The 25009-nt window shown below is 45.2% G+C and carries 28 protein-coding genes and 1 tRNA gene; 19 read left to right on the top strand and 10 right to left on the bottom strand.

Annotation, left to right across the window (positions count from 1 at the left end; all coding sequences use genetic code 11):
- Nucleotides 1-15: 15 nt before the first annotated feature.
- The 5 genes from coxB (at nucleotide 16) to O3A65_06005 (ending at nucleotide 4667) form a co-directional block, all read left to right on the top strand.
- On the top strand, nucleotides 16-1167 hold the full coding sequence (gene coxB, locus O3A65_06025) for a cytochrome c oxidase subunit II (protein MDA1332027.1): 1152 nt from the start codon (nucleotides 16-18) through the stop codon (nucleotides 1165-1167).
- Between the two features lie 51 nt (nucleotides 1168-1218).
- On the top strand, nucleotides 1219-2796 hold the full coding sequence (ctaD, locus tag O3A65_06020) for a cytochrome c oxidase subunit I (GenBank protein ID MDA1332026.1): 1578 nt from the start codon (nucleotides 1219-1221) through the stop codon (nucleotides 2794-2796).
- A 178-nt stretch (nucleotides 2797-2974) separates the two neighbouring features.
- Nucleotides 2975-3556 carry a cytochrome c oxidase assembly protein gene (locus O3A65_06015; protein ID MDA1332025.1) on the top strand — a complete coding sequence of 194 codons (582 nt, stop codon included), beginning with the start codon at nucleotides 2975-2977 and terminating at the stop codon, nucleotides 3554-3556.
- Nucleotides 3553-3753, top strand: coding sequence for a DUF2970 domain-containing protein (locus tag O3A65_06010; protein MDA1332024.1), 201 nt, complete (start codon nucleotides 3553-3555; stop codon nucleotides 3751-3753). Before O3A65_06015 ends, O3A65_06010 begins: the two co-directional genes overlap by 4 nt.
- Nucleotides 3754-3815: 62 nt before the next feature.
- Nucleotides 3816-4667 (top strand): cytochrome c oxidase subunit 3, encoded by an 852-nt coding sequence (locus O3A65_06005; GenBank protein MDA1332023.1) that lies wholly within the window; start codon nucleotides 3816-3818, stop codon nucleotides 4665-4667.
- 49 nt (nucleotides 4668-4716) lie between these two features.
- Here O3A65_06005 and O3A65_06000 read toward each other — a convergent pair whose 3' ends face one another.
- On the bottom strand, nucleotides 4717-4914 hold the full coding sequence (locus O3A65_06000; protein MDA1332022.1) for a twin transmembrane helix small protein: 198 nt from the start codon (nucleotides 4912-4914) through the stop codon (nucleotides 4717-4719).
- A gap of 48 nt (nucleotides 4915-4962) precedes the next feature.
- Here O3A65_06000 and O3A65_05995 point away from each other — a divergent pair, with 48 nt between their 5' ends.
- The 4 genes from O3A65_05995 (at nucleotide 4963) to O3A65_05980 (ending at nucleotide 7818) form a co-directional block, all read left to right on the top strand.
- Nucleotides 4963-5667 carry an SURF1 family protein gene (locus O3A65_05995; GenBank protein ID MDA1332021.1) on the top strand — a complete coding sequence of 235 codons (705 nt, stop codon included), beginning with the start codon at nucleotides 4963-4965 and terminating at the stop codon, nucleotides 5665-5667.
- On the top strand, nucleotides 5639-6238 hold the full coding sequence (locus O3A65_05990; protein ID MDA1332020.1) for a hypothetical protein: 600 nt from the start codon (nucleotides 5639-5641) through the stop codon (nucleotides 6236-6238). Before O3A65_05995 ends, O3A65_05990 begins: the two co-directional genes overlap by 29 nt.
- A gap of 72 nt (nucleotides 6239-6310) precedes the next feature.
- The gene (gene cyoE / locus O3A65_05985) at nucleotides 6311-7198 is read left to right on the top strand and encodes a heme o synthase (protein ID MDA1332019.1); all 888 of its coding nucleotides are present in this window, start codon (nucleotides 6311-6313) and stop codon (nucleotides 7196-7198) included.
- Nucleotides 7199-7203: 5 nt separating this feature from the next.
- Nucleotides 7204-7818, top strand: a complete 615-nt coding sequence (locus O3A65_05980; protein ID MDA1332018.1) for an SCO family protein — start codon at nucleotides 7204-7206, stop codon at nucleotides 7816-7818.
- 42 nt (nucleotides 7819-7860) lie between these two features.
- On the opposite strand, the gene rpoH is transcribed toward O3A65_05980, so the two are convergent.
- The 4 genes from rpoH to ftsY form a co-directional block, all read right to left on the bottom strand.
- A complete protein-coding gene (rpoH, locus tag O3A65_05975; protein ID MDA1332017.1) occupies nucleotides 7861-8712 on the bottom strand; it encodes an RNA polymerase sigma factor RpoH in 852 nt (283 codons plus the stop codon).
- Nucleotides 8713-8799: 87 nt separating this feature from the next.
- Nucleotides 8800-9693, bottom strand: a complete 894-nt coding sequence (locus O3A65_05970) for a permease-like cell division protein FtsX (protein ID MDA1332016.1) — start codon at nucleotides 9691-9693, stop codon at nucleotides 8800-8802.
- Nucleotides 9690-10343 carry a cell division ATP-binding protein FtsE gene (gene ftsE, locus O3A65_05965; GenBank protein MDA1332015.1) on the bottom strand — a complete coding sequence of 218 codons (654 nt, stop codon included), beginning with the start codon at nucleotides 10341-10343 and terminating at the stop codon, nucleotides 9690-9692. The genes O3A65_05970 and ftsE overlap by 4 nt, the downstream gene beginning before the upstream one ends.
- A gap of 24 nt (nucleotides 10344-10367) precedes the next feature.
- Nucleotides 10368-11357 carry a signal recognition particle-docking protein FtsY gene (ftsY, locus tag O3A65_05960; GenBank protein ID MDA1332014.1) on the bottom strand — a complete coding sequence of 330 codons (990 nt, stop codon included), beginning with the start codon at nucleotides 11355-11357 and terminating at the stop codon, nucleotides 10368-10370.
- 145 nt (nucleotides 11358-11502) lie between these two features.
- Between ftsY and O3A65_05955 the strand changes: the two genes are divergently transcribed.
- Genes O3A65_05955 through O3A65_05935 form a run of 5 tightly spaced genes read left to right on the top strand, consistent with a single transcriptional unit; the run spans nucleotide 11503 to nucleotide 15548 of the window.
- Nucleotides 11503-12861: a pitrilysin family protein gene (locus tag O3A65_05955; protein MDA1332013.1), complete on the top strand. Its 1359-nt coding sequence runs from the start codon at nucleotides 11503-11505 to the stop codon at nucleotides 12859-12861.
- Between the two features lie 22 nt (nucleotides 12862-12883).
- Nucleotides 12884-14245: a pitrilysin family protein gene (locus tag O3A65_05950; GenBank protein ID MDA1332012.1), complete on the top strand. Its 1362-nt coding sequence runs from the start codon at nucleotides 12884-12886 to the stop codon at nucleotides 14243-14245.
- Complete coding sequence (gene rsmD, locus O3A65_05945) at nucleotides 14238-14792, top strand: 16S rRNA (guanine(966)-N(2))-methyltransferase RsmD (protein ID MDA1332011.1); 555 nt, start codon at nucleotides 14238-14240, stop codon at nucleotides 14790-14792. Before O3A65_05950 ends, rsmD begins: the two co-directional genes overlap by 8 nt.
- The gene (coaD, locus tag O3A65_05940) at nucleotides 14782-15285 is read left to right on the top strand and encodes a pantetheine-phosphate adenylyltransferase (GenBank protein ID MDA1332010.1); all 504 of its coding nucleotides are present in this window, start codon (nucleotides 14782-14784) and stop codon (nucleotides 15283-15285) included. The genes rsmD and coaD overlap by 11 nt, the downstream gene beginning before the upstream one ends.
- Complete coding sequence (locus O3A65_05935) at nucleotides 15285-15548, top strand: YfhL family 4Fe-4S dicluster ferredoxin (protein MDA1332009.1); 264 nt, start codon at nucleotides 15285-15287, stop codon at nucleotides 15546-15548. The genes coaD and O3A65_05935 overlap by 1 nt, the downstream gene beginning before the upstream one ends.
- Nucleotide 15549: 1 nt before the next feature.
- Here O3A65_05935 and mutM read toward each other — a convergent pair whose 3' ends face one another.
- Genes mutM through O3A65_05910 form a run of 5 tightly spaced genes read right to left on the bottom strand, consistent with a single transcriptional unit; the run spans nucleotide 15550 to nucleotide 20310 of the window.
- On the bottom strand, nucleotides 15550-16368 hold the full coding sequence (gene mutM / locus O3A65_05930) for a bifunctional DNA-formamidopyrimidine glycosylase/DNA-(apurinic or apyrimidinic site) lyase (protein ID MDA1332008.1): 819 nt from the start codon (nucleotides 16366-16368) through the stop codon (nucleotides 15550-15552).
- Nucleotides 16369-16384: 16 nt separating this feature from the next.
- Complete coding sequence (locus O3A65_05925) at nucleotides 16385-17242, bottom strand: hypothetical protein (protein MDA1332007.1); 858 nt, start codon at nucleotides 17240-17242, stop codon at nucleotides 16385-16387.
- The gene (locus O3A65_05920) at nucleotides 17239-18582 is read right to left on the bottom strand and encodes a GldG family protein (protein ID MDA1332006.1); all 1344 of its coding nucleotides are present in this window, start codon (nucleotides 18580-18582) and stop codon (nucleotides 17239-17241) included. The genes O3A65_05925 and O3A65_05920 overlap by 4 nt, the downstream gene beginning before the upstream one ends.
- On the bottom strand, nucleotides 18579-19304 hold the full coding sequence (locus O3A65_05915; GenBank protein MDA1332005.1) for an ABC transporter permease subunit: 726 nt from the start codon (nucleotides 19302-19304) through the stop codon (nucleotides 18579-18581). The genes O3A65_05920 and O3A65_05915 overlap by 4 nt, the downstream gene beginning before the upstream one ends.
- 55 nt (nucleotides 19305-19359) lie before the next feature.
- Nucleotides 19360-20310, bottom strand: a complete 951-nt coding sequence (locus O3A65_05910) for an ATP-binding cassette domain-containing protein (protein MDA1332004.1) — start codon at nucleotides 20308-20310, stop codon at nucleotides 19360-19362.
- Nucleotides 20311-20545: 235 nt separating this feature from the next.
- Here O3A65_05910 and O3A65_05905 point away from each other — a divergent pair, with 235 nt between their 5' ends.
- The 5 genes from O3A65_05905 to O3A65_05885 all read left to right on the top strand — a co-directional run bounded on the left by O3A65_05905 (nucleotide 20546) and on the right by O3A65_05885 (nucleotide 24911).
- Nucleotides 20546-22336, top strand: a complete 1791-nt coding sequence (locus O3A65_05905) for a hypothetical protein (GenBank protein MDA1332003.1) — start codon at nucleotides 20546-20548, stop codon at nucleotides 22334-22336.
- Nucleotides 22323-22901 (top strand): lipoprotein insertase outer membrane protein LolB, encoded by a 579-nt coding sequence (gene lolB, locus O3A65_05900; protein MDA1332002.1) that lies wholly within the window; start codon nucleotides 22323-22325, stop codon nucleotides 22899-22901. Before O3A65_05905 ends, lolB begins: the two co-directional genes overlap by 14 nt.
- A 2-nt stretch (nucleotides 22902-22903) precedes the next feature.
- Nucleotides 22904-23746 (top strand): 4-(cytidine 5'-diphospho)-2-C-methyl-D-erythritol kinase, encoded by an 843-nt coding sequence (ispE, locus tag O3A65_05895; GenBank protein MDA1332001.1) that lies wholly within the window; start codon nucleotides 22904-22906, stop codon nucleotides 23744-23746.
- Between the two features lie 13 nt (nucleotides 23747-23759).
- Nucleotides 23760-23836: transfer RNA gene (locus O3A65_05890), tRNA-Gln, on the top strand.
- Between the two features lie 124 nt (nucleotides 23837-23960).
- On the top strand, nucleotides 23961-24911 hold the full coding sequence (locus O3A65_05885; protein ID MDA1332000.1) for a ribose-phosphate pyrophosphokinase: 951 nt from the start codon (nucleotides 23961-23963) through the stop codon (nucleotides 24909-24911).
- Nucleotides 24912-25009: the final 98 nt, after the last annotated feature.

The raw sequence follows: 25009 nt of genomic DNA, 5'->3' as shown, positions 1-25009 counted from the left end.
AAAATTAGGGCCTTTATGAATGTCAAAAGTATGTTTGGGGGAATGATGAGAGGCTTATTTGGTCTGCGGGTACTCGGCATGTTACTGGCGTTGACACCTGGTTCGGTGTTTGCTGAGTGGAACCTAAACTTTACGCCTGCTAGCACTTTGTTGGGTAAAGAAATTCAAGCCGTCCATGGTTTAGTGATGTGGATCATCGTGGGTATTTCCATTTTTGTGTTTGGAGCCATGTTTTGGTCTATCTTGAAGCATCGGAAATCGGTAGGGCATAAGGCTTCAAATTTCCATGAAAACACGACTATCGAAATAATTTGGACTGTGATACCAGTCATTATCTTGATAGCTATGTCTTTTCCGGCAACCCGATTGCTTTTAGCGACTCGAGATTCTTCGGCCTCTGACATTACCATCAAGGCGACGGGATATCAGTGGCGCTGGGGTTATGAATATCTGGATGAAGGCGTCAAGTTTTACAGCACACTCGCAACACCACGGAGCCAAATTAATGGTGTTACTGAGAAGGGACGTACCTATTTGTTGGAAGTTGATAATCCAGTTGTTGTTCCAGTTGGCAAGAAGATTCGTATTTTAACAACGGCAAACGACGTTATTCACTCTTGGGCAGTTCCTGGCCTTGCGGTTAAGCAAGATGCGATTCCTGGTTTTATCCGCGATATTGCCTTCAAGGCAGAGACCGTAGGGATTTACCGAGGCCAGTGTAGCGAGCTGTGTGGCAAGGAACATGGCTTTATGCCCATTGTGGTGGAAGTTGTGACTGAGGAAGATTACCAGGCTTGGATCCAAACGAAATTGAATGTGGCTGGAGCGCCATCCTTTGATTCTGATAAGAGCTATTTGGTTGCTGAGTTGGTGGCTACGGGTGAACAGGTTTATAACGCGAATTGTGTTGCATGCCACCAGGTGGGTGGCGTAGGTATGGCGCCAACTTTCCCAGCAATTAAGGGTGGCAAGATTGCTACTGGGTCGCTTGAAGGGCACTTGGATATCATTTTAAATGGCAGTGCCAAGAATCCAATGATGGCAGCTTGGGGCCCTATCCTCTCTGATATGGATGTTGCGGCTGTTATTGCTTATCAAAGGAATGGGATTAACTCCACCGGAGACTTCTTGCAACCGGCTGACATTGCTGCAGCTCGATCTGAATAGCGTTTAGTTTTTAAAATTAATTGAATTGAGATTCGTCTAAGGAGAATCAAAATGGAAGCGGTACACGATCATAGTCACGACCATCACGTGCCAACAGGCATCATGAGATACGTCACCACAACGAATCATAAGGATATCGGTTCTATGTACTTGTGGTTCAGTTTTGCGATGTTCCTTGTGGGCGGTGCCATGGCACTTGTTATCAGGGCAGAATTATTTCAGCCTGGGCTCCAGGTCGTAGAACCTGAGTTTTTTAATCAAATGACGACGCTACACGGATTAATTATGGTGTTTGGCGCTATCATGCCGGCGTTCGTCGGTTTTGCGAACTGGCAAATTCCAATGATGATCGGTGCGCCTGATATGGCGTTCCCTCGAATGAATAACTGGAGTTTTTGGTTGTTGCCTCCAGCGGGTATTCTATTGATGGGTTCTTTACTGGCTCCTGGCGGTGCTGGGGGTGTGGGGTGGACGATGTACGCTCCACTGACAATTCAGCAAGGCATGGGCATGGATATGATGATATTTGCTATTCATATTCTTGGTATGTCTTCCATTATGGGTTCAATCAATATCATCACTACGATTCTCAATATGAGGGCACCAGGGATGACAATGATGAAGATGCCTTTATTTGTCTGGACGTGGTTGATCACAGCGTACCTTCTAGTCGCATCCATGCCTGTACTCGCAGGGGCGGTCACTATGACTTTGACGGATCGTCATTTTGGGACACACTTTTTCAATGCGGCAGGTGGCGGGGATCCTGTGATGTATCAGCATATATTTTGGTTCTTCGGCCACCCTGAGGTGTACATCATTGCAATTCCAGCCTTTGGTGTTATTTCTGAAGTGATACCTACCTTTTCGAGGAAGCCTTTATTTGGATATCCCTCTATGGTGTATGCGACCGCCTCTATTGCGATACTTTCGTTCTTGGTCTGGGCGCACCATATGTACACGGTGGGCATGCCTGTTGAGGCTCAGCTCTACTACATGTTCGCAACAATGTTGATTGCCATACCTACAGGGGTCAAGATATTTAACTGGGTAGCTACAATGTGGAAGGGGTCAATGTCGTTTGAAGCGCCGATGTTGTTTGCTCAGGGATTTTTGTTCTTGTTCACGATTGGTGGTTTCACGGGTCTTGTTTTAGCGGTTACGCCAATTGATATCCAGCTCCATGATACTTACTATGTGGTAGCTCACTTCCATTACGTGATGGTTGCAGGCGCACTGTTTGCTGCTTTCGCTGGTGTGTATTACTGGTTGCCGAAATGGATTGGCAAAATGTATGACGAGCGTTTAGCTAAGATTCATTTTTGGTTATCAATCACATTTTTCAACGTTACGTTCTTCGTTCAACATTTCCTAGGGCTAGCTGGAATGCCGCGTCGCATTCCCGATTATGCGCTTCAGTTTGCAGACTGGAACATGATTTCGTCGATTGGCGCTTTTGGATTTGGTTTGTCTCAAGTGTTTTTCTTGTATGTGGTGCTTAAAGCAATCCGCAGTGGTGAAAAAGCACCAGAAAAGCCTTGGGAAGGCGCTACGACACTAGAGTGGACGCATCTGCCCACTCCAGCTCCGTACCATACTTTTGAAACACCTCCTGACCTAAGGAGCTAAAACCTACCTTAACTCGATGGCAGGACGATGTTAAATATCGTCCTGTATTTTCTGAGGCAGGATTTATAAAAGTTAACGATGAAACAATAATGACTAAGAATACAAAAACTGCGCTGACGTTGGCCACAATCGCTATCGCGTTCTTTTTGGGGTTTGTCATTCGTCGTACAATGTTTTAATGAAAGCCACTAACCTAGATAATCAAAATAAAACTCTATCGCGCAAGCTGGTTGTAGTTGCGTTAGTGATGTTTGCTTTTGGCTATGCGCTTGTGCCATTGTATAAAAAAATCTGTGAAGTCACGGGTGTTTATGACTTGATAAAGCCTGATGAAATAGTAAATACACAGATTGATGAAAGTCGCACGGTTGTGATGGAATTTGATGCGAATACAAGGAGCCAAGTTGGATGGGAATTGGTCCCTATGAAGGTGCGAATGAATGTGCATCCAGGTGAATTAGTATATGCAACGTTTAGGCTGACTAACCCAACCGACAAGGTGTTTGATGCCCAAGCGATCCCGAGTTATGGTCCTCAGCATGCGGCGCAATACGTAAAGAAGTTAGAATGTTTTTGTTTCACGCAACAGAAAATAAATGCTCACGAAACTCGAGACTTTTCTGTGGTGTTCGTGATTGATCCGAGTTTGCCGGCTGATGTGGGTATTGTTACGTTGTCATATACGATGTTCGAGATTGAAGGTACAAGAAGTGCCGGCGACTCGACTGTGGAGGTTGATTTCCACGAATTTAAGTCGTGATTGGTTGTTCGTGGGTTAAAATTCCCATCCAAGCGTTGAGAGCTGTGTTGTGTGCATTTGTGGGGATTGGTAAAAGTGGAGATTTAGAGCGTGATTTGAGTGCGCTTCGGCCGCAACATGTGGTTATTGCGGGAATAATTTGTGCGGTTTTGTTTGTTACTGGTTTGATTACAGTGGTGAATATAGTTGCCAATTAGTAGATGTTTTAATACATTGTTTGATGAATATAAGAAATGAGATTATTAAAGGGGAGTAAACAATGAGCTCGCAGTCCGGTGGATATTATTTGCCAGCGCCCTCCCATTGGCCGATTATCGGTTCAATCGGGTTATTTTTGATGGCGTTTGGGGCGGCACTAACAATGAACGCTGTTTCAGGCGGCGGCTACGTGTTGTCAGCCGGGGCGCTTGTTATGGTGTACATGTTGTTTGGGTGGTTTGGCACAGTTATTCGTGAGAGCGAATCTGGCAAATTCAATAAGCAGGTAGACGTATCGTTTCGCTGGTCAATGGGCTGGTTTATTTTCTCTGAAGTCATGTTCTTTGCGTGTTTCTTTGGAGCGCTCTTTTATATGAGGGTACTTTCAATCCCTTGGCTGGCAGAGGGTGATACTGAGTCTCTGCTTTGGAGTGGTTTTTCGGCTAGTTGGCCAACTGCTGGTCCTGGAGTGGCAAGTAAATTTACGCCGATGGGTGCCTGGGGGCTGCCTGCAATCAATACGGCGTTACTGTTGACTTCGGGCGTAACGCTTACGATCGCGCACTGGGCGCTCTTAAAAGGTCAGCGCATGAAGCTGCACGTGTTTATGTTTTTGACAATCGTCCTCGGTGCGGCTTTCTTGGCCCTCCAGGCTGAGGAGTATATGCATGCTTATACCGAGCTGGATTTGACACTGGAGAGTGGAGCTTACGGTGCTACGTTTTATATGTTAACCGGCTTTCACGGATTTCATGTCACGATCGGAACGATTATGCTTATCGTTATTTGGTTGCGAGGTATTCGTGGACACTTCAAACCGGAGGCTCATTTTGGATTCGAAGGTGTTGCTTGGTATTGGCACTTCGTTGATGTGGTTTGGTTAGCACTGTTTGTATTGGTGTACTGGCTGTAACCATAGATGATTTCAAAAAACCCATCCGTTTCATAACGGGTGGGTTTTTTTACAGACCAGTCGATGGGATGATGCCGAAATAATGTCCGGCCATCAGCAGACCAAAGAGTACAACGGATAGCCCGACCCTGAGGGTTAATGCTTTAACTGTTCCTTCTGACTTACCTTTGTTTCGTACCAGGTACACCAGGGCTGATGCTAAACTTCCGCATATCACGATTAAAAATAAAATTACGACTATTTTCATTGTATTTGACCTTAATTTTTTCGAATTTCCAAGAAGATGCCATACAGTATGCGGCACCCTAGTTGGGTCATCACTATTATCGCACTTCTTATTATCGGCTTAACGCTGTTCGCAGCTTATTGGCAATTCCAACGAGCGGATTATAAGCGCACTCTAGAGTCGCGATTTATAGCCATACAAGCTGAAGAAGTTTTAAATCTAAACAAGGCCCGTGATCTTTCATCTGACTTTGAGTTTCGGCGAGTGACTGCGCAGGGTGTATTTGATTCATCGCGGCGTATGATCCTCGACAATCGTATTCGTCGAGGGCAGGCTGGATACGAAGTGCTGGTGCCGCTTTTATTGACCGGCTCGAGTGACGTTGTGCTTATTAATTTAGGTTGGATTCCGCGTGGTCGGGAGTTCGGGCAGGTGCCAAGCATAGATATGCCGGAGGGTGTTGTCTTGGTCAGTGGGACAGCTGTTAAACCTGGATTAGGGTCCTTGGAGTTATCTAACAATACGGTTGCGGGTGATATTTGGCAGAATCTTGATCTCAAACGGTACCGGTCATTATATTCACTTGACGTACTCGACTATGTCATCCAAGGTGACGCGGTGGATGGCGTAACGAATATTTTTGAGCGTACATGGTCCAACCCGAGCTTTGGAATAGTTAAGCATTTGTCCTACGCGGGACAGTGGATACTTTTTAGTATTTTGACTTTATTTTTGTATATATATTATGGATTTATCAAGCAACACGAAGCCTAATAAAAATAGTTGGCTGATACCGTGGCTTGTGCTCGCAATCTGTGTTTTGCCGATTATAGCCTCTACGGCACTATATTACTTTTGGGAGCCAGACGGTTTTGTCAACCATGGTGAATTAATTGAACCTGTGCCTGTATATGCTTTGGAGGTGCGTTCATCTCAAGGAGATATTTTTTCTTTTGCAGACCTTAACGGTTTTTGGTCTTTTGTATCGATTGATGCATTGGGCTGTAAGGATATTTGTGAAAAGAAGCTCTATCTCATGCGCCAAATACGTCTAACGCAAGGAGCTGAAAAGAATAGACTTCAACGACTTCACTTTGTATTGGGGGACAGCCAACTACCAAAGAAAATAACTGATAAGTACGAGGGAACACAGTTTATTTCAGTGCCGGATGCGAGCGATTTGAGTGTTTTTGGAGATCCGGTAGAAGCGACAAATTACATCTACTTAGTCGATCAGATTGGTAATTTGATGATGCGTTTTCCTGTCAACATTGATCCATCTCTAATGAAAAAAGATGTCGGGAAACTATTAAAGATCTCGAAAGCCTGGAAAAAAATTAATTAGTGAGTAATTCGCTCTGAGTATTGGTCAAATGGTAAACTTAACACTTTTCATAGTTAGTTCGACAGGGACGCAGTGAGCACATCAACCACATCGCCATATACCCGGTTTGAAGACTATGTGAGGCTTACAAAACCTCGAGTAGTCATGTTGATTGTCTTCACGGCGTTTATAGGAATGCTTCTGGCGCAACCTACGCTAGCTCCTGTTGAGATTTTGATTTATGGGTCTGTTGGTATCTGGCTGGTTGCTGGAGCGGCAGCTGCGGTTAATTGCTTAATTGAGCAAAAAATAGATGGTGTGATGGCTCGCACTCGTGCGAGACCACTACCGACCGGTGCCGTGACTGTCTTTGAGACCGTAGCGGTATCGCTCATCGTTGGAGGACTGGGTTTATTTTTGCTGTATGTTTTCATAAATCCTCTGACAATGTGGTTGACTCTTGGGACATTTGTGGGTTACACCGTCATCTATACCATTATCCTTAAACCGTTGACGCCTCAAAATATTGTTATTGGTGGTGCGTCTGGGGCTATGCCGCCGATCCTTGGTTGGGCAGCAGTTACGGGTGAGGTGACTTACGAGTCTTTGTTACTTTTCCTGATCATATTTGCGTGGACACCACCTCACTTCTGGGCATTAGCTTTGTATCGTCGAGAAGAGTATGCAAAAGCCGAGGTCCCTATGTTGCCCGTAACGCATGGGGTTAAATTTACTCAGTTACATGTTTTTCTTTACACCCTAATTTTACTTGCGGTCTCACTACTTCCGTTTGTTGTTGGGATGAGTGATTGGTTATATGGTGTATCAGCGTTAATTCTTGGCCTGATATTTTTATTTTACTCCTACCGTATTTGGCAGTCTTACACTGATGCGATCGCACGAACTACGTTTAGATATTCAATTTTATATTTGTCCCTGATTTTCTTGGCGTTGTTGTTGGACCATTATCTAATTCTCTAATGGGTATGTATTTCCCAATCCAAGGCATCGCTAAGGTGGCAGTGTTCATGGCCTTTATAGGCTTGATTGGTGGTTGTGGTAAACCTACCGGAAGTCAGCTCCAATTCAATCACACGGACATTACTGGCGCTGATTTCGCGCGGAAGTTTGAGTTGACAAGTCATCGTGGCCAATCTGTTCGGTTGACTGATTTTAAGGGTAAGGTTGTCGTTTTGTTTTTTGGTTTTATGCACTGCCCTGATATTTGTCCTACGACCTTGTCGGAGCTCAATGCCGTAATGGAAAGGCTTGGCGCTGATGCAAAACACGTACAAGTTCTTTTTGTCACAGTTGATCCAGAAAGGGATACCTTAGAAAAGCTTGGCTCTTACATGGAGATCTTTAATCCAGCTTTCTTGGGTTTATCGGGCACTGCTGCTGAGATTGCAACGGTCACCCAGGAATTCAAGGTGATTAATCAAAAAATTGAAGGTTCGATGCCTGATACCTATTCATTGGATCATTCAGCTGGCACATACGTTTTTGATCGGGATGGTCAGGTACGTCTTTTTGTTCCATACGGAACCGATCCAGATAAGTTGACGAGCGATATTTTGCAACTGATCAAGGTGCCACTCTGATGGCGGCATTGATGATTTAGGAACAGTTTTTTGAGTTTGAGGTTAAGCCTCACTCATCGCAGCTCGCATTTTCTTCATGGCTTGAGCTTCTATCTGACGAATGCGTTCAGCAGAAACTCCGTATCGATCAGCCAATTCATGCAGTGTTGATTGATTCTTCTCGTTGAGCCATCGAGTTTGGATAATGGCTCGGCTTCTTTCATCAAGAGTCGATAGTGCGGCGGTCAGACCCTCGCTTTGATTTGTTTCGACTTGCTTCTCTTCAAGGGTTTGATATGGATCTAAGTCTGGACTTGGTAAATATGAGATTGGCGAATACTCATTGTCTTCATCTATGGATAGTGGATCAAGCGCGAGATCATGCCCTGACATGCGAGCCTCCATTTCGGAGACATCACTTGAGTTAACGTTTAGCTCTTTTGAAATCCTATCAATTTCGTTGCTGTTGAGTGGGTCGAGATTGGATCGCATACTCCGTAAATTAAAGAAGAGCTTGCGCTGCGCTTTTGTTGTGGCGATTTTGACAATTCGCCAGTTCTTGAGCACGAATTCATGAATTTCAGCTTTAATCCAGTGCATGGCGAATGACACAAGTCTGGCGCCATTTTCGTAGTCGTAACGCTTGACGGCCTTCATTAAGCCAATATTTCCCTCTTGAATCAGGTCTGCAAACGGCAGTCCATATCCGTTGAACCGACGTGCAATTGATACGACTAAACGCAGATGCGACATTATGAGCACTCGGGCGGCATCAAGATCATTCTCTTCTTTAAGTCTTTTCGCTAGGCGCGTCTCTTCCTCTGCGGTGAGCAGAGGAATCCTATTCACCGCTTGGATATATAAATCCAAGCTGGCGATTGGCGGCAAAGTTGTTGTTATAAGCGCATTGTTCATAAATCGTATCCTACTAGATATTTTAGCACTCTCTTGACGAGAGCGCCAAGCTTGTTAAAAAGTTGTATTTTTATTCCTAACGTATTGTTAAGAATCGATTTTTCTGAGATGGTTGTTTGACGAAAGCCAAGCACCGAGTAGACTGAGAGACACACTAAGAATCAAAGGTGCCCCAAGCGTGAGTAAATTGGGTTTGTGAACGAAAATACCCAGAGTTTCAAGCATGGGCTGTACTGACTTTAGCCCATACTTCATACCTAAGAAAATGATAAATGCGGCACATAATCCACCAAGTAGCCCTTGTATGAACCCATAGTATAGAAACGGACGACGTATGAAGCGCCCGGTTGCCCCAACCAGCCGGGCCACTTCGATTTCATCTTTGCGAATGGTGATTTGTAATTGAATAGTAGTAAAGATACTCGCAACAAAGCCAAGTCCAATGAGTAGTACGACCAGCATGACGAGAATTTTTGATAATTTAACAAATGACTCAAGGTTGCCAGCCCAATCCGCATCAAATCCGACTTCCTCCACAAAATTCCAATTTTCTATAATTTGAGCGATAGACAACAGTTTTTGAGGGTCATTGTGGTTGGGCGTTAAAACGAACAGGTGTGGGATCGGATTGGTATCAAGGTTTGCAACTAATTCGCTAAATTCTGGATTTTCCGATAATTCTGAGAGGCCTTGGTCGCGATCAATAAACTTAATATCACCATCAAATATTTCAGCGAGTTGTGTCTGAGCGATTTTGACTTCCTCATCGGAGGCGTCGGTCGTCAGGAATACATTCAACTGAGTAGAGTTGTTTAGTTTTCTTGAAAATTGATCTGCACCATCGAGCAGCATGTAGCAGCCCATAGGGATGGATAGGGCAATGCCCATACCCAGAATGTGCAACAGCGACGTGATTGGTTGCTGAAAAAATCGGCTGATGCTATCGCTGAAAGCGCTGAACCTTATATAAATCCAATTCATTCTTGCAGCTCCCCTTGCTTGAGCGAGATTACGCGGGCGCCCAACCCTTGAATCATAGCCGGGTCATGCGTGGCGATAACTACGGTGACACCTACGCGGTTAAACGCGCGAAACATTGCGACAATATCGGCGGCATATCCTGGATCAAGATTTCCGGTTGGTTCATCTGCTAGCAATATCGCCGGTTTGTTTACAATGGCTCGCGCGATACACAACCGCTGTTGTTCCCCACCGGATAGCGTCAAGGGACTCACCCCTTCTTTTTCGAGCAGCCCTACTTTATCTAATGCAGCGCGCACGCGCGTTTTTATCTCCGACCTTGAGAAACCTGATATTAATAAGGGAAGTGCTACGTTATGAAAAACACTACGATCGAGTAGTAATTTGTTATCTTGAAATACAAAGCCGAAGTTTCGTCTGAGATAGGGTAATGCTGCCCGAGTCAAATTTGAGATTTTGGTCCCGTTAATTGTTATAGAACCACTTGTAGCCCGCTCAACGCCACCAATAAGTTTCATCAAGGTTGATTTCCCAGCACCTGAGGGGCCTGTTAGAAAGATCATTTCCCCTTCTTGGATCGAAATCGATACGTTTTTGAGGGCTTGTTGACCACCGGGGTATTGTTTGGATATCTGTTCAGTTTCGATCATTTAGATTTTTGGTGAGCAGGTCACTCATTCTATAAACATGGCATCAATGAATTCTCGAGCAGCAAATGGTTGTAAGTCATCAATACCCTCACCAGTACCTATGTATCTTACTGGGATAGCTCGATAATCAGCAATCCCGAATAAGCAACCACCTTTGGCGGTCCCATCTAATTTTGTCAACACAATACTATCAATCCCCAGGACCCTATCGAACGATTTTACCTGTTCGATCGCGTTTTGACCCGTATTGGCATCAATCACTAACATTACTTCATTAGGTGAGGTATCTAGAGCCTTACCCATGACACGTTTCACTTTTTCTAATTCTGCCATCAAATGTTTTTGAGTTGGAAGGCGCCCAGCTGTGTCGGCCAAGACAACATCAATATGTTTAGATCTTGCCGATTGGATGGCATCATAGATTACTGCAGCAGAGTCGCCGTTCTCTTGAGAAACTACACTGACTTGATTGCGTACCCCCCAAATTTTAATTTGTTCCTCTGCTGCGGCTCTAAAGGTATCCCCGGCAGCAAGTAAGACAGTTTTGCCAGAGCTTGTAAATTTTTTTGTGAGTTTTCCAATAGTTGTTGTTTTCCCTGCGCCATTAACTCCGGCAATCAAAATAACGTAAGGCTCTCCAGGTTTTTCCATCACAGGCCCGCAAAGACGTTGCAGTAAATGTAGCATTTCTGACTTAAGTGCTGCTTTGACTCCTTGTCTTGTTTGCAGTTTATCTCTCTTTACAACTGACTTAGTATTTGCGATTAGTTGTTCCGTCGCAGTTACACCTATATCACTGGTTATCAGGATTGTTTCGAGCCGTTCAAATAAATCGTCATCAATAGGCCCATTCGAGGAGAAAATTTGTGCGAGACGCTGCCCTAGCTTGGAGCGCGTTAATGATAAGCTCTTAGCCCAAGTCCTTTTTGACGCGAGCTCTGAGATGGGGTTTGTTGAAACATCCGGGTTGTCAACGATTTTTGAAACTTTACTGGACTTTAGAAACCTAATCATTCTGTATGGGACGAGTTAATTTGATTTGTGTGTTCATTAAGCGCTGGTTTAAAGCGATATTGTAAACTTTCGATGAAGGTTTGACGGATACCAGCAGTTTTAATTTTCAAAGGTTATTCATTTAGGACATGAGATATTGATTTATATGAAAAAAAATCGTGCGAGACAAGTGATTTTTGTTATTTTGGCAACCTTGATTGCCTCTTCCTCAGTATCAGCCGAATCAAATGTGAAACCTGCTTTGTCGGTCTTCCAGGACACACTATCAAATGGTATGCGGGTTATTGTTGAGCCTGATCGTCGTTCGCCAGTCGCCGTGGTGATGGTTTGGTATCGAGTTGGAAGTATGGATGAAGCGGGTGGCCGGACCGGGGTTGCTCATGTGCTCGAACATATGATGTTTCAAGGGACAGAGACGCTTGCCCCTGGGGAGTATGCGAAAAGGATAGCTGCAACGGGTGGACGGTCGAATGCGTTCACTTCAACTGATTACACGGGGTATTTTCAAGAGCTTCATAGCTCTCAATTAGAGCTTGCGATTAAGTTGGAAGCTGATCGAATGCACAATTTATTGCTGCGGGAAGTGGAATTTAATAATGAACTGCGCGTAGTCATGGAGGAGAGAAGGCAAAGGGTTGACGATAATCCGCATGGGTTGCTTTGGGAGCAGTTAGCCGCAACGATGTATCTTTCTCATCCTTATAGGACTCCGATAGTGGGTTGGATGAACGACCTCGAGCACTTGACCCTTGAGGACACAGCGGATTGGTATCTTCGTTGGTATGTCCCGAATAATGCGGCGTTGGTTGTGGCTGGCGATGTGGATCCGGCAGAGGTAGTGCGTCTATCCGAGAAGTATTTTGGTCCTATTAAATCGCGACTGTTGCCTGTTAGAAAACCTCAGGAAGAGCCTGGCCGCTTAGGTAGTCGAACGGTGACAGTTAGAGCAAATACAACGTTGACGTCTCAAATTACTGCATATCCAGCGCCTCAGTTGATTGATGTCGATGCAGATTGGGAACCGTATGCGCTTTACTTGCTGGCGGGGGTGTTGGATGGACATTCTGCCGCACGGTTGCATAAACGTCTGGTTTTGGAGGAGGGCATCGCGCACTCTGTCAGCGTGAGTTATGATGGTTTAAGAAGAGGGCCGGGAGTTTTCTATGTTGCATTTACCGCCGTCAAAGACCGAGAGCTGAGAGATTTGGAAGCGGCTTGGCTTGATGAGGTCGTTAAGCTTGTAACTCACGGCGTGAGCAAGGATGAATTAAATCGAGTAAAAGCTCAGGTAGTTGCGAGCCAAGTTTTCTCGAGCGACTCGGTGCTTGGGCAAGCCAGTCGCATGGGACAGATGTGGGTAATTGGATTTGCTCCTAATGCCTCTGACGTTATCAATGAAAAATTACGGGCAATTACACCTGATCAGGTGCGACAAGTAGCAGAGAAATACTTGGTTGAACACCAAGCAACGATCGCCATCCTTGAGCCAAAGACATCAAAATAGAACATTTCCCTGGAGCCTCAACATGCTGAATATCGGTTGTCATACCTTCACTTCTCTAGGTTCCTATTTCAGGATTCTGCTCCTATTTCTGTGTTTGCATCCTCTGAGTGTTCATGCACAAGTGCGAGAGCAGTGGGTTACAGAATTTGGTACCAAAGTGATATTTATTCAATCAACCAGCTTGCCTATGGTCGATGTTGCGGTCGATTTTGTGGCGGGTGCCGCTTTTGACCCCGACGGCAAGGAAGGCTTATCCCGTTTAACGATGCACTTGTTGGATACTGGTACGCGTCAGTATGACGAACATGCAATCGCAGAAAGACTTGCCATGACGGGGTCTCAAATGGGAGGTAGATTTGATTTGGATCGAGCGGGGATCACTCTGAGGAGTTTATCTTACGAGGAACCTCTTGGTCAGTCGGTAGATCTTCTCACTGACATATTGGCCAACCCAATTTTTCCTCAAGAAGTGCTCGATAGAGAAATAAATGCTTCACTTGTGTCTTTGCGAGAAAGCGATACTCGACCGGCATCAATTGCCTCTCGAGCCTTGCATCAAACATTGTTTGGGGAACATCCATACCGATCCACTGGTGAGGGTTCAGAACTTACCATTAAGCTACTCACTAGAGGTGACCTTGTTGGGTTTCATTCCCGGTTTTACCGCGCGGCTAATGCAGTGATTACCATCGTGGGTGATTTAAATGAGGCGCGAGCGCGGGAAATTGCGCAACAAGTGTCAGAAAATCTGCCCCGAGGTTCAATCGATAGAGAACGCCTAGCCGCTAATCCTCCTAGAACTGATTCAGAGGAGCTTGTTATTCCTCATGAGGCAGCTCAAGCACACATTCGCATTGGGATGGTTGGGATACGGCGAGGAGACCCGGATCACCTGCCTCTGGTGCTTGCGAACCAAATTCTGGGTGGTGGTGGTATGACTTCGATCCTTCATGATGAATTGCGTGAAAAGCGAGGAATGACGTATGGGGTGGGTAGTTACTTTAGTCCGCTCAAAGATCCCGGGCCCTTCGTTATCGCATTTCAAACGAGGAAGGACCAGGCTTGGGAGGCACTTGAGATTACTTTGACTATTTTGAGCGATTTTATTCGTAATGGCCCAGAACTTGAGCAAGTAGAGCGGGCGAAAAAATATTTCACTGGTGCTTTTGCTTTGAATGTTGATAGTAACGGGGAGTTACTAGAGTATTATTCAATGATTGGGTTTTATGACCTTCCTATTGATGATATTGACAGTTTCTCACGCCGAGTTGAGGCAGTGACGTTCGATCAAGTTAAAGACGCGGTTAGTCGTCGCATGAGTATAGATAAAACTGTACGAATCATTGTTGGACCAGACAAGCGCTCGAATGAGCCCAATGGCTAATGCAATCCGAATCATTGGCGGTGACTTGAAGGGTAGGGTTATACGATTTCCCGATTTATTAGGCATTAGACCGACTCCAGACCGAGTTCGAGAGACTTTATTTAATTGGCTTGGGCAACGGCTGGATCATTCATTATGTCTAGACCTTTTTTCTGGAAGTGGTGCCCTGTCATTTGAGGCGGTTTCTAGAGGGGCCAGTAACGTTGATGCTGTCGATTTAAGTCAAAAAGCGTGTGCATCGATTCGAGACAATTGTAAGAAAATAGGAGCGTTAAATATTAGCGTTACGTGTTCAGATGCTCTAGATTTCCTCAGGCATAAACAACGTGACTTTGATGTCGTATTTCTAGATCCTCCATTCGCGCAGCAACATTTAATTGAGGACGTATTATCTGTTTTGCCTAATCATCTCGCCAATGGATGTAAAATCTATTTAGAGACAGCTCACCCCATCTTGAATCCGGTAGGATTCAATGTGATTAAGGGGGCAAAGGCTGGTCGTGTTCACTTCGCGCTATGGGAGTATCGAAACCAAGATGAAAAATAAAATAAATAAAGTTGTGTACCCGGGGACATTCGATCCGTTGACTGCTGGTCACGAGGATCTCGTACGTCGTGCTTCATCTGTTTTTGATGAAGTTATTGTGGGGGTGGCGGACAGCCGCGCAAAAAACCCTTTATTTTCTTTGGATGAGCGCGTCGCTATTACACGAGAGGCGCTCAAGCCTTTTGATAATGTATCGGTAACTGGTTTTCGGGGGTTGCTAATGGACTTTATTCAAACGCAGGAGGCCCAGATTGTACTTCGAGGATTGCGGGCGGTTTCTGATTTCGAGTATGAATTTCAACTTGCCGGCATGAACCGTAACTTGTATCCCGATGTTGAAACGCTATTTTTAACGCCAGCTGAAAAGTACACCTTCATATCCGCGACGATGGTGAGGGAGATCGCTTTACTCGGCGGAGACGTCTCTACGTTTGTTAATCCGATTGTGCTCAAACATATTCAGCAGAAACTCAGAGTGGCTGGGAGGGATTAATGGCCCTAATGATAACGGATGGCTGTATTAACTGTGATGTGTGTGAGCCAGAATGTCCGAATGAAGCAATTTATCAAGGCGAAGATATATACGAGATAGACGCCGAGAAATGTACTGAGTGTATCGGCCATTTTGATAATCCGCAGTGTCAAGAGGTGTGTCCCGTAGACTGCATTCCGCTCAATCCAATGAGGATTGAGAGCAAAGATGAGTTATTGCAAAAGTACGAGCGGTTAATGAAAGCGATTCAGAGTCCAAGTTGAGTTACTTTTGGCATGTCGGGCAATAAAAAGATGATCGTTGTCCCAACGTGACGGTTTTAATTGGTGTTTCGCAGACGTGGCATTTCTCGCCGTTACGCCCATAAACCGTATATTCCTGTTGAAAGTATCCGGTAGAGCCATCCGTTAAATAGAAGTCTCTCAGACTGCTGCCGCCAGATTGGATCGCTTTTGCAAGAGTTTTTTTAATTGCTGTAACTAAAATGTGCAGCTTTGCTCGGCTAATTGAATTGGCGCGGCGCGTTGGGCGGATCCCAGCATGAAACAATGATTCGTTGGCATAGATATTACCCACTCCAGTCACCACTTGATTATTCATGATCTGTAATTTGATCGAAGAGGATTTAGTGCGTAACTTTTGATATAAAATATTTCCATCAAAGTCTTGGTCAAGCGGTTCTGGTCCGAGGTGTTTTATTAAGCGGTGAATCGCAGGACTTTGTCTTGTCCACAGTAAGGCGCCAAATTTACGAGGATCACGGTAACGAATTACGGTGTCATTGGTTAAGTGAATGTCGTAGTGGTCATGTTTTGTGGGGTCGTCGTTCGGAGAGTTGAGTACCCTCAGGCTGCCTGACATTCCCAGGTGTATGATTAGCCAGCCGATACTACAGTCAATTATTATATATTTTGCTCTGCGATTAATTGATTTGATCGCAAGGCCTGCCAACGTTGATTCAAGTTTTTCTGGAATAGGCCATCGAAGTTTTCGATTGCGAACAATAAACTTTTTTATGGACTGACCGATCAGAAAAGGCTCTATGCCTTGTTTGGTGATTTCAACTTCTGGTAATTCAGGCATTCGGCGAGGCGCTCACTTACAGTGTTCGTGCGACCTCATAGGGGTCAATCAATCTAAGGCCCGCATCTCGCCCTACTCTATAGGCAACACTTTCGTCTGATCGATACAAGAGATAACCATCGTTATCTTTTTCAATCGAGACTAAGATTTGACTGCCGTTTTCAAATGTAATCGATACTGATTCATATATAAGACCTGGTGCGTCATTGGGGACTTCTATTTTGGTTGCAGCGGTAGATCGCCACCCTGCAACCCAAATTTTTATTTTCGACGAAGCTATGCTTGTTAAATTGTCATCTGCAGCCATCACATTCCATGACTGATCCCCTTGACGTTCGGCGCGCCATGAGTTGGTTTTAAACAGAATTGGAATTTCCTCGCCCCCCAAAATTCTCCTATCAACCACTTTAATAGGATCGTCGGGCAGGTTATACCCGTGATGTGTTTTAGTGAGGAAAGTCCGGTTGCCAACTTGAATGTATTGCTCATTAGTAACTTCGTTTATGCTGCCAAATTTAATCGTTTTTTGGCCAAAACTTAATGTATATTGTGGCGGATTAAACCCGAGATTCGCAGAGGAAGTTTTAATCTCGTTGATTACAAATGCATCGGTGAGGTCGAGAACGAGTTTGACGACTTCAGGATTTGCTCGTGCTCTAAAGGGTTTTGTAATTAACCATGTTTGTGAATTTCTCGTCATATCGATCTCAAAGCTGTTATTTTTTATAATTGAGACGCGTGCGATTTGATCTCGATCCAGCATGACCAATCGATCGGGCGACGCAGATGATGGCTCTTCGTCCCAAAGAAGGTAGGCGCCCAGCGAAGTAAGAACCAAGATTAGGAGAAAATTAATTAATAATCGCGACCTCATGCTCTGCGTCTAAGCCACCAAATCAGCGTTCCGGCAATCAATAATCCAATCGGGCCTGCAAACAAAAAGCCTGTAACAATTAAAGAAATCGCGATGAGGGGTAGATTCAAGGACATATCGATACGCGGTTTAGGCTCGATTGCTATTAGTGATTCATCACCGGAGAGCCAATTGATGATATTGGTTACTAAATCAGCATTTCCCAATGAAGCTAGGAACTCATTCGAAAATGCTCTGCCCGACCCAACGATGACAACTCTTTGAGCTTTATCTTTTATGCTTCTTTCAAGTGTAGCTGCAATAGTGACGGGGCCTTGTATATCCTTTCCCTTTTGGAAGGTAGCATTTTTTAATCCCTGGGTTTCAATCCATCCTTGTGGTGCGACAGTGATTAATGGGGTGAAGCTGTAGTCCTTATTGTTAAATTCGAAAATGCCTCGAGCGTAAGGAAATACCGTATTCACGCTCATCAATTCGGTTACGGGGTGATCGGCATAACTTTGCGCAAGCGAAAGCGCGACAGACCCACTTCGAAGGCGGGCACTCGGATCAATGACAACGCCAGTGGGTAATACAACACCAAGATGCTCACCGATAGGCTCTAATCCTGCCGTGGTTGCGTCGTCTATCATCCAAAGGAGATTGCCACCACCTTCGAGGTACCGTTTAATGCGGTTAACCTCACCAGGAAGTAAGGTGACGGTTGGGGCGGCAATAATCAATACCGACTGGCCAGGTTCAAGGTCTTGTCCGGATGCGAAATTCAAGACATCAAGCTGAAAGCCGCGCGCTGAAAGCTTTGCACCAAGATCACTTAGATCTTTGCTCCCCTGACGAGAGAAGTCCCCTTCGCCATGTCCGACTAAAGCTGTGATAACCCGTTGATTATTCCTCATTAGGCGAATGAGTAAGTTGGTTAAATCTTGTTCATTTAACGTCTTGAGCTTTTCAGTTCGACCTTTTAGCTCAATGACCAACTCTCCGTTGACGGTAACCCCAGCTTTCTTGGCGGCGAATGGATCTTCTCTGGGATTAATGAAGCTAAACCGAATGTCATTTTTTTCCAGTTGATACGGTGTGAGAAAGTTGACGATAGGTTGGCGTAGATCACCCTCTGCGTCGGCAGTGACAAACGCAGTAATTGTAATGGGGCTATCGATTTTTTTGAGAGTCTCAATTGTCGCTGAAGACAGCGTGTTCCGCTGACTGTGAGTTAAGTCCCAGCGAATATTAGATTCTTCGGCCAAGAAAATTACAACGGCGGCAATGCCCAGCAAAAGGCCTACGAATACCCCATTTTGTATCAGTAACTGGAATCTTAATTTTGCGTTAATTTTCATGAGCTCAGCCGTTCCGAGTCAAGTTTTCGAATTGATAAAAAAATAAAGAGACCAATAATAACCACGAAGAAGGTAACGTCTGGCAGTGAGATATATCCGTCCATAAATCCTTCGAATCTCTTAGAAATCGAAACCCAGTTAAGCCAACTACTTGGATCCGATGCTGCGAGCCCAATTACCCAGAAGCCCATAAAGACAGCCAAAGTCATTACCGCCGCCACAACGGGATGTATTGTTAGGCAAGAAATAAAAATCCCAATCGAGGAAAAGGCCATGCCCAGCAATAAAAGACCACATAGATTTGCAATGATCAATCCGAGATCAACTGCACCACCAAACAATAGTGAGAGTGACATGGTAGCAATGAGTGTAAGGATGAGGCACAAGAAGACCGTCATAGCTAAAAATTTGCCGACAATAATTTGCATCATGGATATCGGGGCAGACACAAGAAGAGCCATAGTCTGATTACGTTTTTCCTCGGCGATCAGTCTCATTGTTAAAAGTGGAATGGACATTAATAAAACCATTTGTGCAGCCCCGAACATGGGAACAATTGCCAGCTCGGTTAATCCAGGAGCGTTTGGTGTTCTCGCGAGTTGCGTTTGAATGATCATGAATGTATCAACTTGTTTGAGGAAAACATAAGCCAAGAAACCCTGAACAAAGGCAAGGACGACCCAGGCCAGTGGAGAGGTAAACATCGATCGGAGTTCCTTCATTGCTATAACAATAATCATTGTGTATTTTTTACATGCATAGTAGTTGTTGGGGACATCACATTGAGATGCCGTCTTGAGTGGTGAGTTCTACAAACACTTCTTCAACGCTTGCCTGAGCCCCTACCAGTTCAAATAACGCCCAGCCCTTATGAACACTGATTTGCACCAGGTCGTCGGTAGGGTCATGTTCTAACTCAAGCCCGGAGATCCGATAGACCCCTTCTCGGATGGCGGTAACCTTTACATTAGTTAGTGCATTCTCTAGCAGCTCTTTAGTGGGAGGGTTACGGAAAGAGGCTTGGATTGATTTTCCTGACCGAAACTGTCTTAGCCCACCGATTTCGTCATTGAAAACAACCCGTCCTTTGTGCAGTATTTGAACACTGTCACATATCGTCTCTACCTCTTGAAGTATATGTGTCGAGAGAATGACGCTATGGCTCTCACCTAATTCTCTGATTAAAGAACGAATTTCAATAATTTGATTCGGATCTAGCCCAACGGTAGGCTCATCTAAAATCACGACTTCAGGCTCATGGATGATCGCTTGTGCAATACCAACGCGTTGCTGAAAGCCTTTTGAAAGTGAACCAATGAGGCGTTGCCCCATCTCGGTCAACCCTGTTCTTTCCTCGGCATTATCAATTGCTGCTTGTATTCTTTTTGAGGATACTTTATGAAGTTTTGCGACAAGCTTTAAGTACTCATTGACTCGAAGTTCCTTATACACAGGAGGAATTTCGGGTAAATAGCCGATTTTTGCTTTTGCAGCAATCGGATTGTCAATTAGGTCTATACCGCACACCTGAATAGACCCTTCAGTAGGAGCCAGATTGCCAGTGATCATCTTCATCGTCGTTGATTTACCTGCACCATTGGGCCCAAGTAGGCCAATTATTTCCCCCTTGTGTAGCGATAAAGACACGTCGCTGACAGCGATATTATTACCGTATCTTCGGGTCAGTCCGGAGGCTGACAATGTGAGGGGAGTATCTTGATCGGCCATATTTTTTTGTGACTTTAGCTTGTTTTTAACGGGTTGTGTTGATCTGGCTTAGTTCGTGACTTTAACAATATTTAGGTCCACAGCTTCTCGGGGCGAGCCAGTCAGACTAAGTGCGGTAATATACCGGAACTTAGCTGTTTTTTGAAGGCTGAGGACATAATTGGTTGCTAATCAATGTGAATTTTTTACTCTAATTGTGATCAAAAGACTTCTAAGAACTACCTTTCGAGCGAATATGAAGATAGTGCTATCACTCTTTGCAGGCTTTTTTATTCTACTGATGTCGCTTCCAGTGTTCGCTGCGACGGGTTCCTTTACTGACGACTGTGTTTCTTGTCCCTCCGTAATATCCCACGACATTTGGGTGGTTCAGGCGCAGTCAGAAGGTGATGAGTTAAATCCGCTGCAGGAACAGCGGCGACGAGATCGTCCACGTGGTGCGTTTCGATCAGACTTGATGTTTAAATTCTTGATCGCTGAGTTCGCGAAACATAATAAGCTTTATGAGCTTTCCGCGGAGACATTGGTGGACATACTCCGCAGTGAGGAGCGATCTGATATTGCAGAGATGGCCGCCGATGCAGCTAATGTTGCCCGCAGGCTGGATCTTGCGCTAGAGGCGGCAAAAATATGGTTTCGCTTGGAGCCCGATTCATTAAAGGCCAAATTCGTCTACTTGACGGTGATTTTGAGGAACAACGAATTTGATGTTGCGAGACCTTTAGTTCTAGAGTTTTTGGTTAATAATGACAGTGCTATAGATACGAAACTTAAATATGTAGGTGACCTGGTAGGTAGCGCACAGGATCGCGAGGGGGGTTATCGGTTCTTCTTGGAGGTCACATTAAACACGCCGGACTCTTTACTTAAGTCGCTATTGCTTGGCCAATCAGCTTTGAGAGCCGGTTTTGCTCAAGAAGCCAGCAAGCATGCTGATGAGGCATTGGTTTTTGGGCCTCGCTCGGAAGATGCCGCTTTATTGCGGGCCTCCGCTTTGAGAAAAATTGATAGCGCCCAATCTATTACATTTCTTTTTGACTTTCTGGAGTCTCATCCTGAGGCGGGTACTGTGCGTGCCAGTGTTGTAGAAGATTTGATTCGAGAAGAGCGTTACGAAGATGCAATCCCTCATTTACAGCGCATGGCGCAAGATGATGCCAGTAATGCCAATGTGCGGTTTACTCTTGCTTTGGTAATGTTTGAGGTCGAGAGATATGACGAGTCTAAACATTGGGTTCATCTAGCACTTTCTCTAGGGTATGAAGATCGAGCCTCGACTTATTTCCAATTGGGTCTCATCGATGAAAAATTAAATTCTCTTGAAACGGCTGCGAATTGGTTTTCAAGCGTACCTAAAGGCGGGCGGTTTATTGAGGCACAATCGCATTTAGCGAAACTCAAGTTGGCCTCAGAGGGGCTTGAGTCGACCATAGATTATCTCAACCTAAGGGCGAGCGAGACGCCAGAATATTTTGTGGCGTTTGTTGAGCTGCAAGGGATGATATATCGAGATTCTGGAAAGCTTGAAAAGTATTTTAGTGTTCTTGACGACGGCTTGAAAATAAGGCTGGACGAGCCTAGTCTCTTATACAGCTCGGCTATGGCGGCAGAACAAATTGGTCGTCTCGATATTTTAGAGATAAGACTGAGACGTTTGATGGAGTTACAGCCCAATAACGCGCAGGCCTACAACGCGTTGGGTTATACCCTTGTAGATAAAACGGATCGATTTGAAGAGGCTAAAACGTTGCTTGTCCGCGCGCTTGAATTGTCTCCAGATGACCCTGTATTTATTGATAGCATGGGTTGGATTGAATTTAAGCTGAAGAATTATGATAAAAGTATCGCGTTGTTGCAAAGAGCTTATGAGCTAGAGCGTCATCCCGAAATAGCGGCCCACCTAGGCGAAGCGCTTTGGGCTATAGGCCATGAGGTCGAGGCTAAATCTGTCTGGAGGTTTGCCTTAGACCAATTCCCTGAAAACGATGTTTTGCTCGATACAGCGAAGCGGTATGGGGTCGATTAAGGCCTGGGGATTTTGTGTTGTTCTGAGTGTCCTTGTGACAGGTTGTTCGCTATTGCAAGAGATGAGGCTGCCAGCAGCTCAGTTAGTCGACGACGAATTTCAGGTCTCGGGTCGAATTTCAGCGAAGATAGGGGAGGAGGGTTCCTCGGCTCGAATCAAGTGGAGTCATCGCGCTGATATTGATGCCGTTGATATTTACGCGCCTATGGGATCGATCATTGCTGTGATATTGGTCTCTCCTCGGACAGGCGCTGTTTTGGAGACGAAAGATCAGGTCTATGAGGCTTCTTCGGTAGAAGAGTTAACCAAGCAGGTACTGGGTTGGAGTTTGCCTTTAAATGGATTGAAGTATTGGGCCCGCGGGCGGGTAAATCCCCAGGTGGCTGTGGATCACGTGGCCCCAAGAGATGATCAGCAACGCTTAACCTATCTGGAGCAAGATGGGTGGAAAATTACTTTTGAGCAATATGCTGAGGGGTCTATGCTTCCTCGAGCCATGAGACTTGAATTTGAAGATCTCAAAATTCGCTTTGTCTTAGATAAATGGAAAAGGCTTGATTTGTGACGATGCGAGAGGGCTTTGATTATTTCCCAGCGCCGGCAAAGCTTAATTTGTTTTTGCGGATTATTGGGAAACGAGAGGATGGGTATCATTCGCTTCAAACCGTATTTCGGTTGATCGATTTTGCCGATTCAATTGGGTTTAGAGCGATACCTCAAAACGAGGTCCGGCGCGTGTCGCAACACCCTTGGTCTGATACTGATGATTTAGCGGTCCGGGCGGCTCGATTGTTAGTGGAGCGCTATTCTGTCAATCAAGGTGTTGAGCTGGATGTGGTGAAACGCATCCCTCATGGAGCGGGTCTTGGAGGCGGCAGTTCAGATGCGGCAACGGTTCTTTTAGTGATGAATAAGCTGTGGGCGCTTAATCTCAAAAGGCAGGAGTTACAGGATCTAGCTATTTTGCTTGGTGCCGATGTGCCATTTTTTGTCTTTGGTCGTAATGCTTTCGCCGAGGGAATCGGTGAGCACCTCTCTCCACTGGATCTTGCGGAGGCTTGTTACTTGGTTGTGTATCCAAATTGTTCTGTTTCCACTTCATCAGTGTTTGGTGACCTAGAATTGACACGAAATTCCAAACCCATCAAAATAGCGGACTTTTCCTCATACGAGGGCCGAAATGATCTGCAAGATACGGCATGTCGTTTGTATCCAGAAGTGCAGTCGGCGCTAGAGTGGTTGGGGCAGTACGGGGCCGCCGCCATGAGTGGGTCGGGGTCAAGCATATTCTGTCAGTTTGCGGATCCAGAGCGAGCTAAGGCGCTAGTTGCGGAAGTGCCATCGCGTTGGTTTGGATTTGCGGCTCGAGGATTGGATCACCACCCATTATGCGATTTGATGGGTGATTAGGCGCACAAGTTTTTGGGGAGTAGCCAAGTTGGTTAAGGCACCGGATTTTGATTCCGGCATGCGAAGGTTCGAATCCTTCTTCCCCAGCCATATTTTAAACTGAAGCTATAGTTTTTTAACACGCTTGAGCTTCAGCTGATTAATTATTGCTTCGCGCTACTGGGTACTGTAGAGCGAACTAAATTAGGACATTTTTCGGGAGAGCGGTGACAGTATGGCCTACGAAAGTTTGATGGTATTTACGGGGAATGCGAATCCCAATTTAGCCGCACAGGTTGCTAAGCATTTAAATATCGGCCTGGGTCGTGCTACCGTCGGGAGGTTTAGTGACGGTGAGGTGATGGTCGAGTTGCTTGAAAACGTGCGGGGCCGAGATGTCTTTGTCCTTCAGTCAGCGTGCAATCCGACTAACGAAAATTTGATGGAAATATTGTTGATGGTTGACGCGCTCAAGCGATCGTCAGCTGGACGCATTACAGCAGCGATACCTTATTTTGGGTATGCCAGACAAGATCGTAGACCGAAATCCGCGCGAGTGGCAATTAGTGCTAAAGTCGTGGCTAATTGTCTTCAATCTGCTGGAGTAGACCGGTTGTTGACGATGGATCTGCATGCGGATCAAATTCAAGGTTTTTTTGATATACCAGTCGATAACGTTTATGCGGCACCAGTGCTCCTGGGGGATATTTGGAAGTGTGGTTATAAGGACTTAATTGTTGTATCTCCCGATGTTGGAGGCGTGGTGCGGGCAAGGGCTCTAGCAAAAAGGCTTGAGTCAGATTTGGCGATTATTGATAAGCGTCGGCCTAAACCGAATGTCTCCACAGTGATGAATATTATTGGTGAGGTGCGTGATAGAACGTGTGTTTTGATGGATGATATGGTCGATACGGCCAATACACTATGTGAAGCAGCGGCTGCTCTTAAGCAAAATGGGGCTAAGAAGGTTCTAGCCTATTGTACACACCCAGTGTTATCAGGTAACGCGATTGAGAGAATTACTAACTCTGAGATTGATGAGTTGGTTGTTACCGATACCATACCGCTCACAGAGGAATCTCGAGGGTGTGGCAAGATTCGGCAATTATCGATTGCCAATCTTTTTGCAGAAACGATAAGTCGTATTAGTAATGAGGATTCTGTTTCGTCGTTATTCATTGATTGAAGAACGATATTTTTTGCTGGGTTAAACTAGCACTTTTATACGGGGGTCGAATTGGTCGCGACGAGATTCCCATTTAGATTGGAGAAGTAATATGTCAG

It is taken from the genome of Pseudomonadota bacterium (assembly GCA_027624715.1).
In the GTDB taxonomy this organism is placed as follows: Bacteria; Pseudomonadota; Gammaproteobacteria; order Burkholderiales; family Eutrophovitaceae; genus Eutrophovita.
The sequence above is the reverse complement of the archived record's forward strand: the minus strand, read 5'-3'. Positions and strand labels throughout refer to the sequence as shown.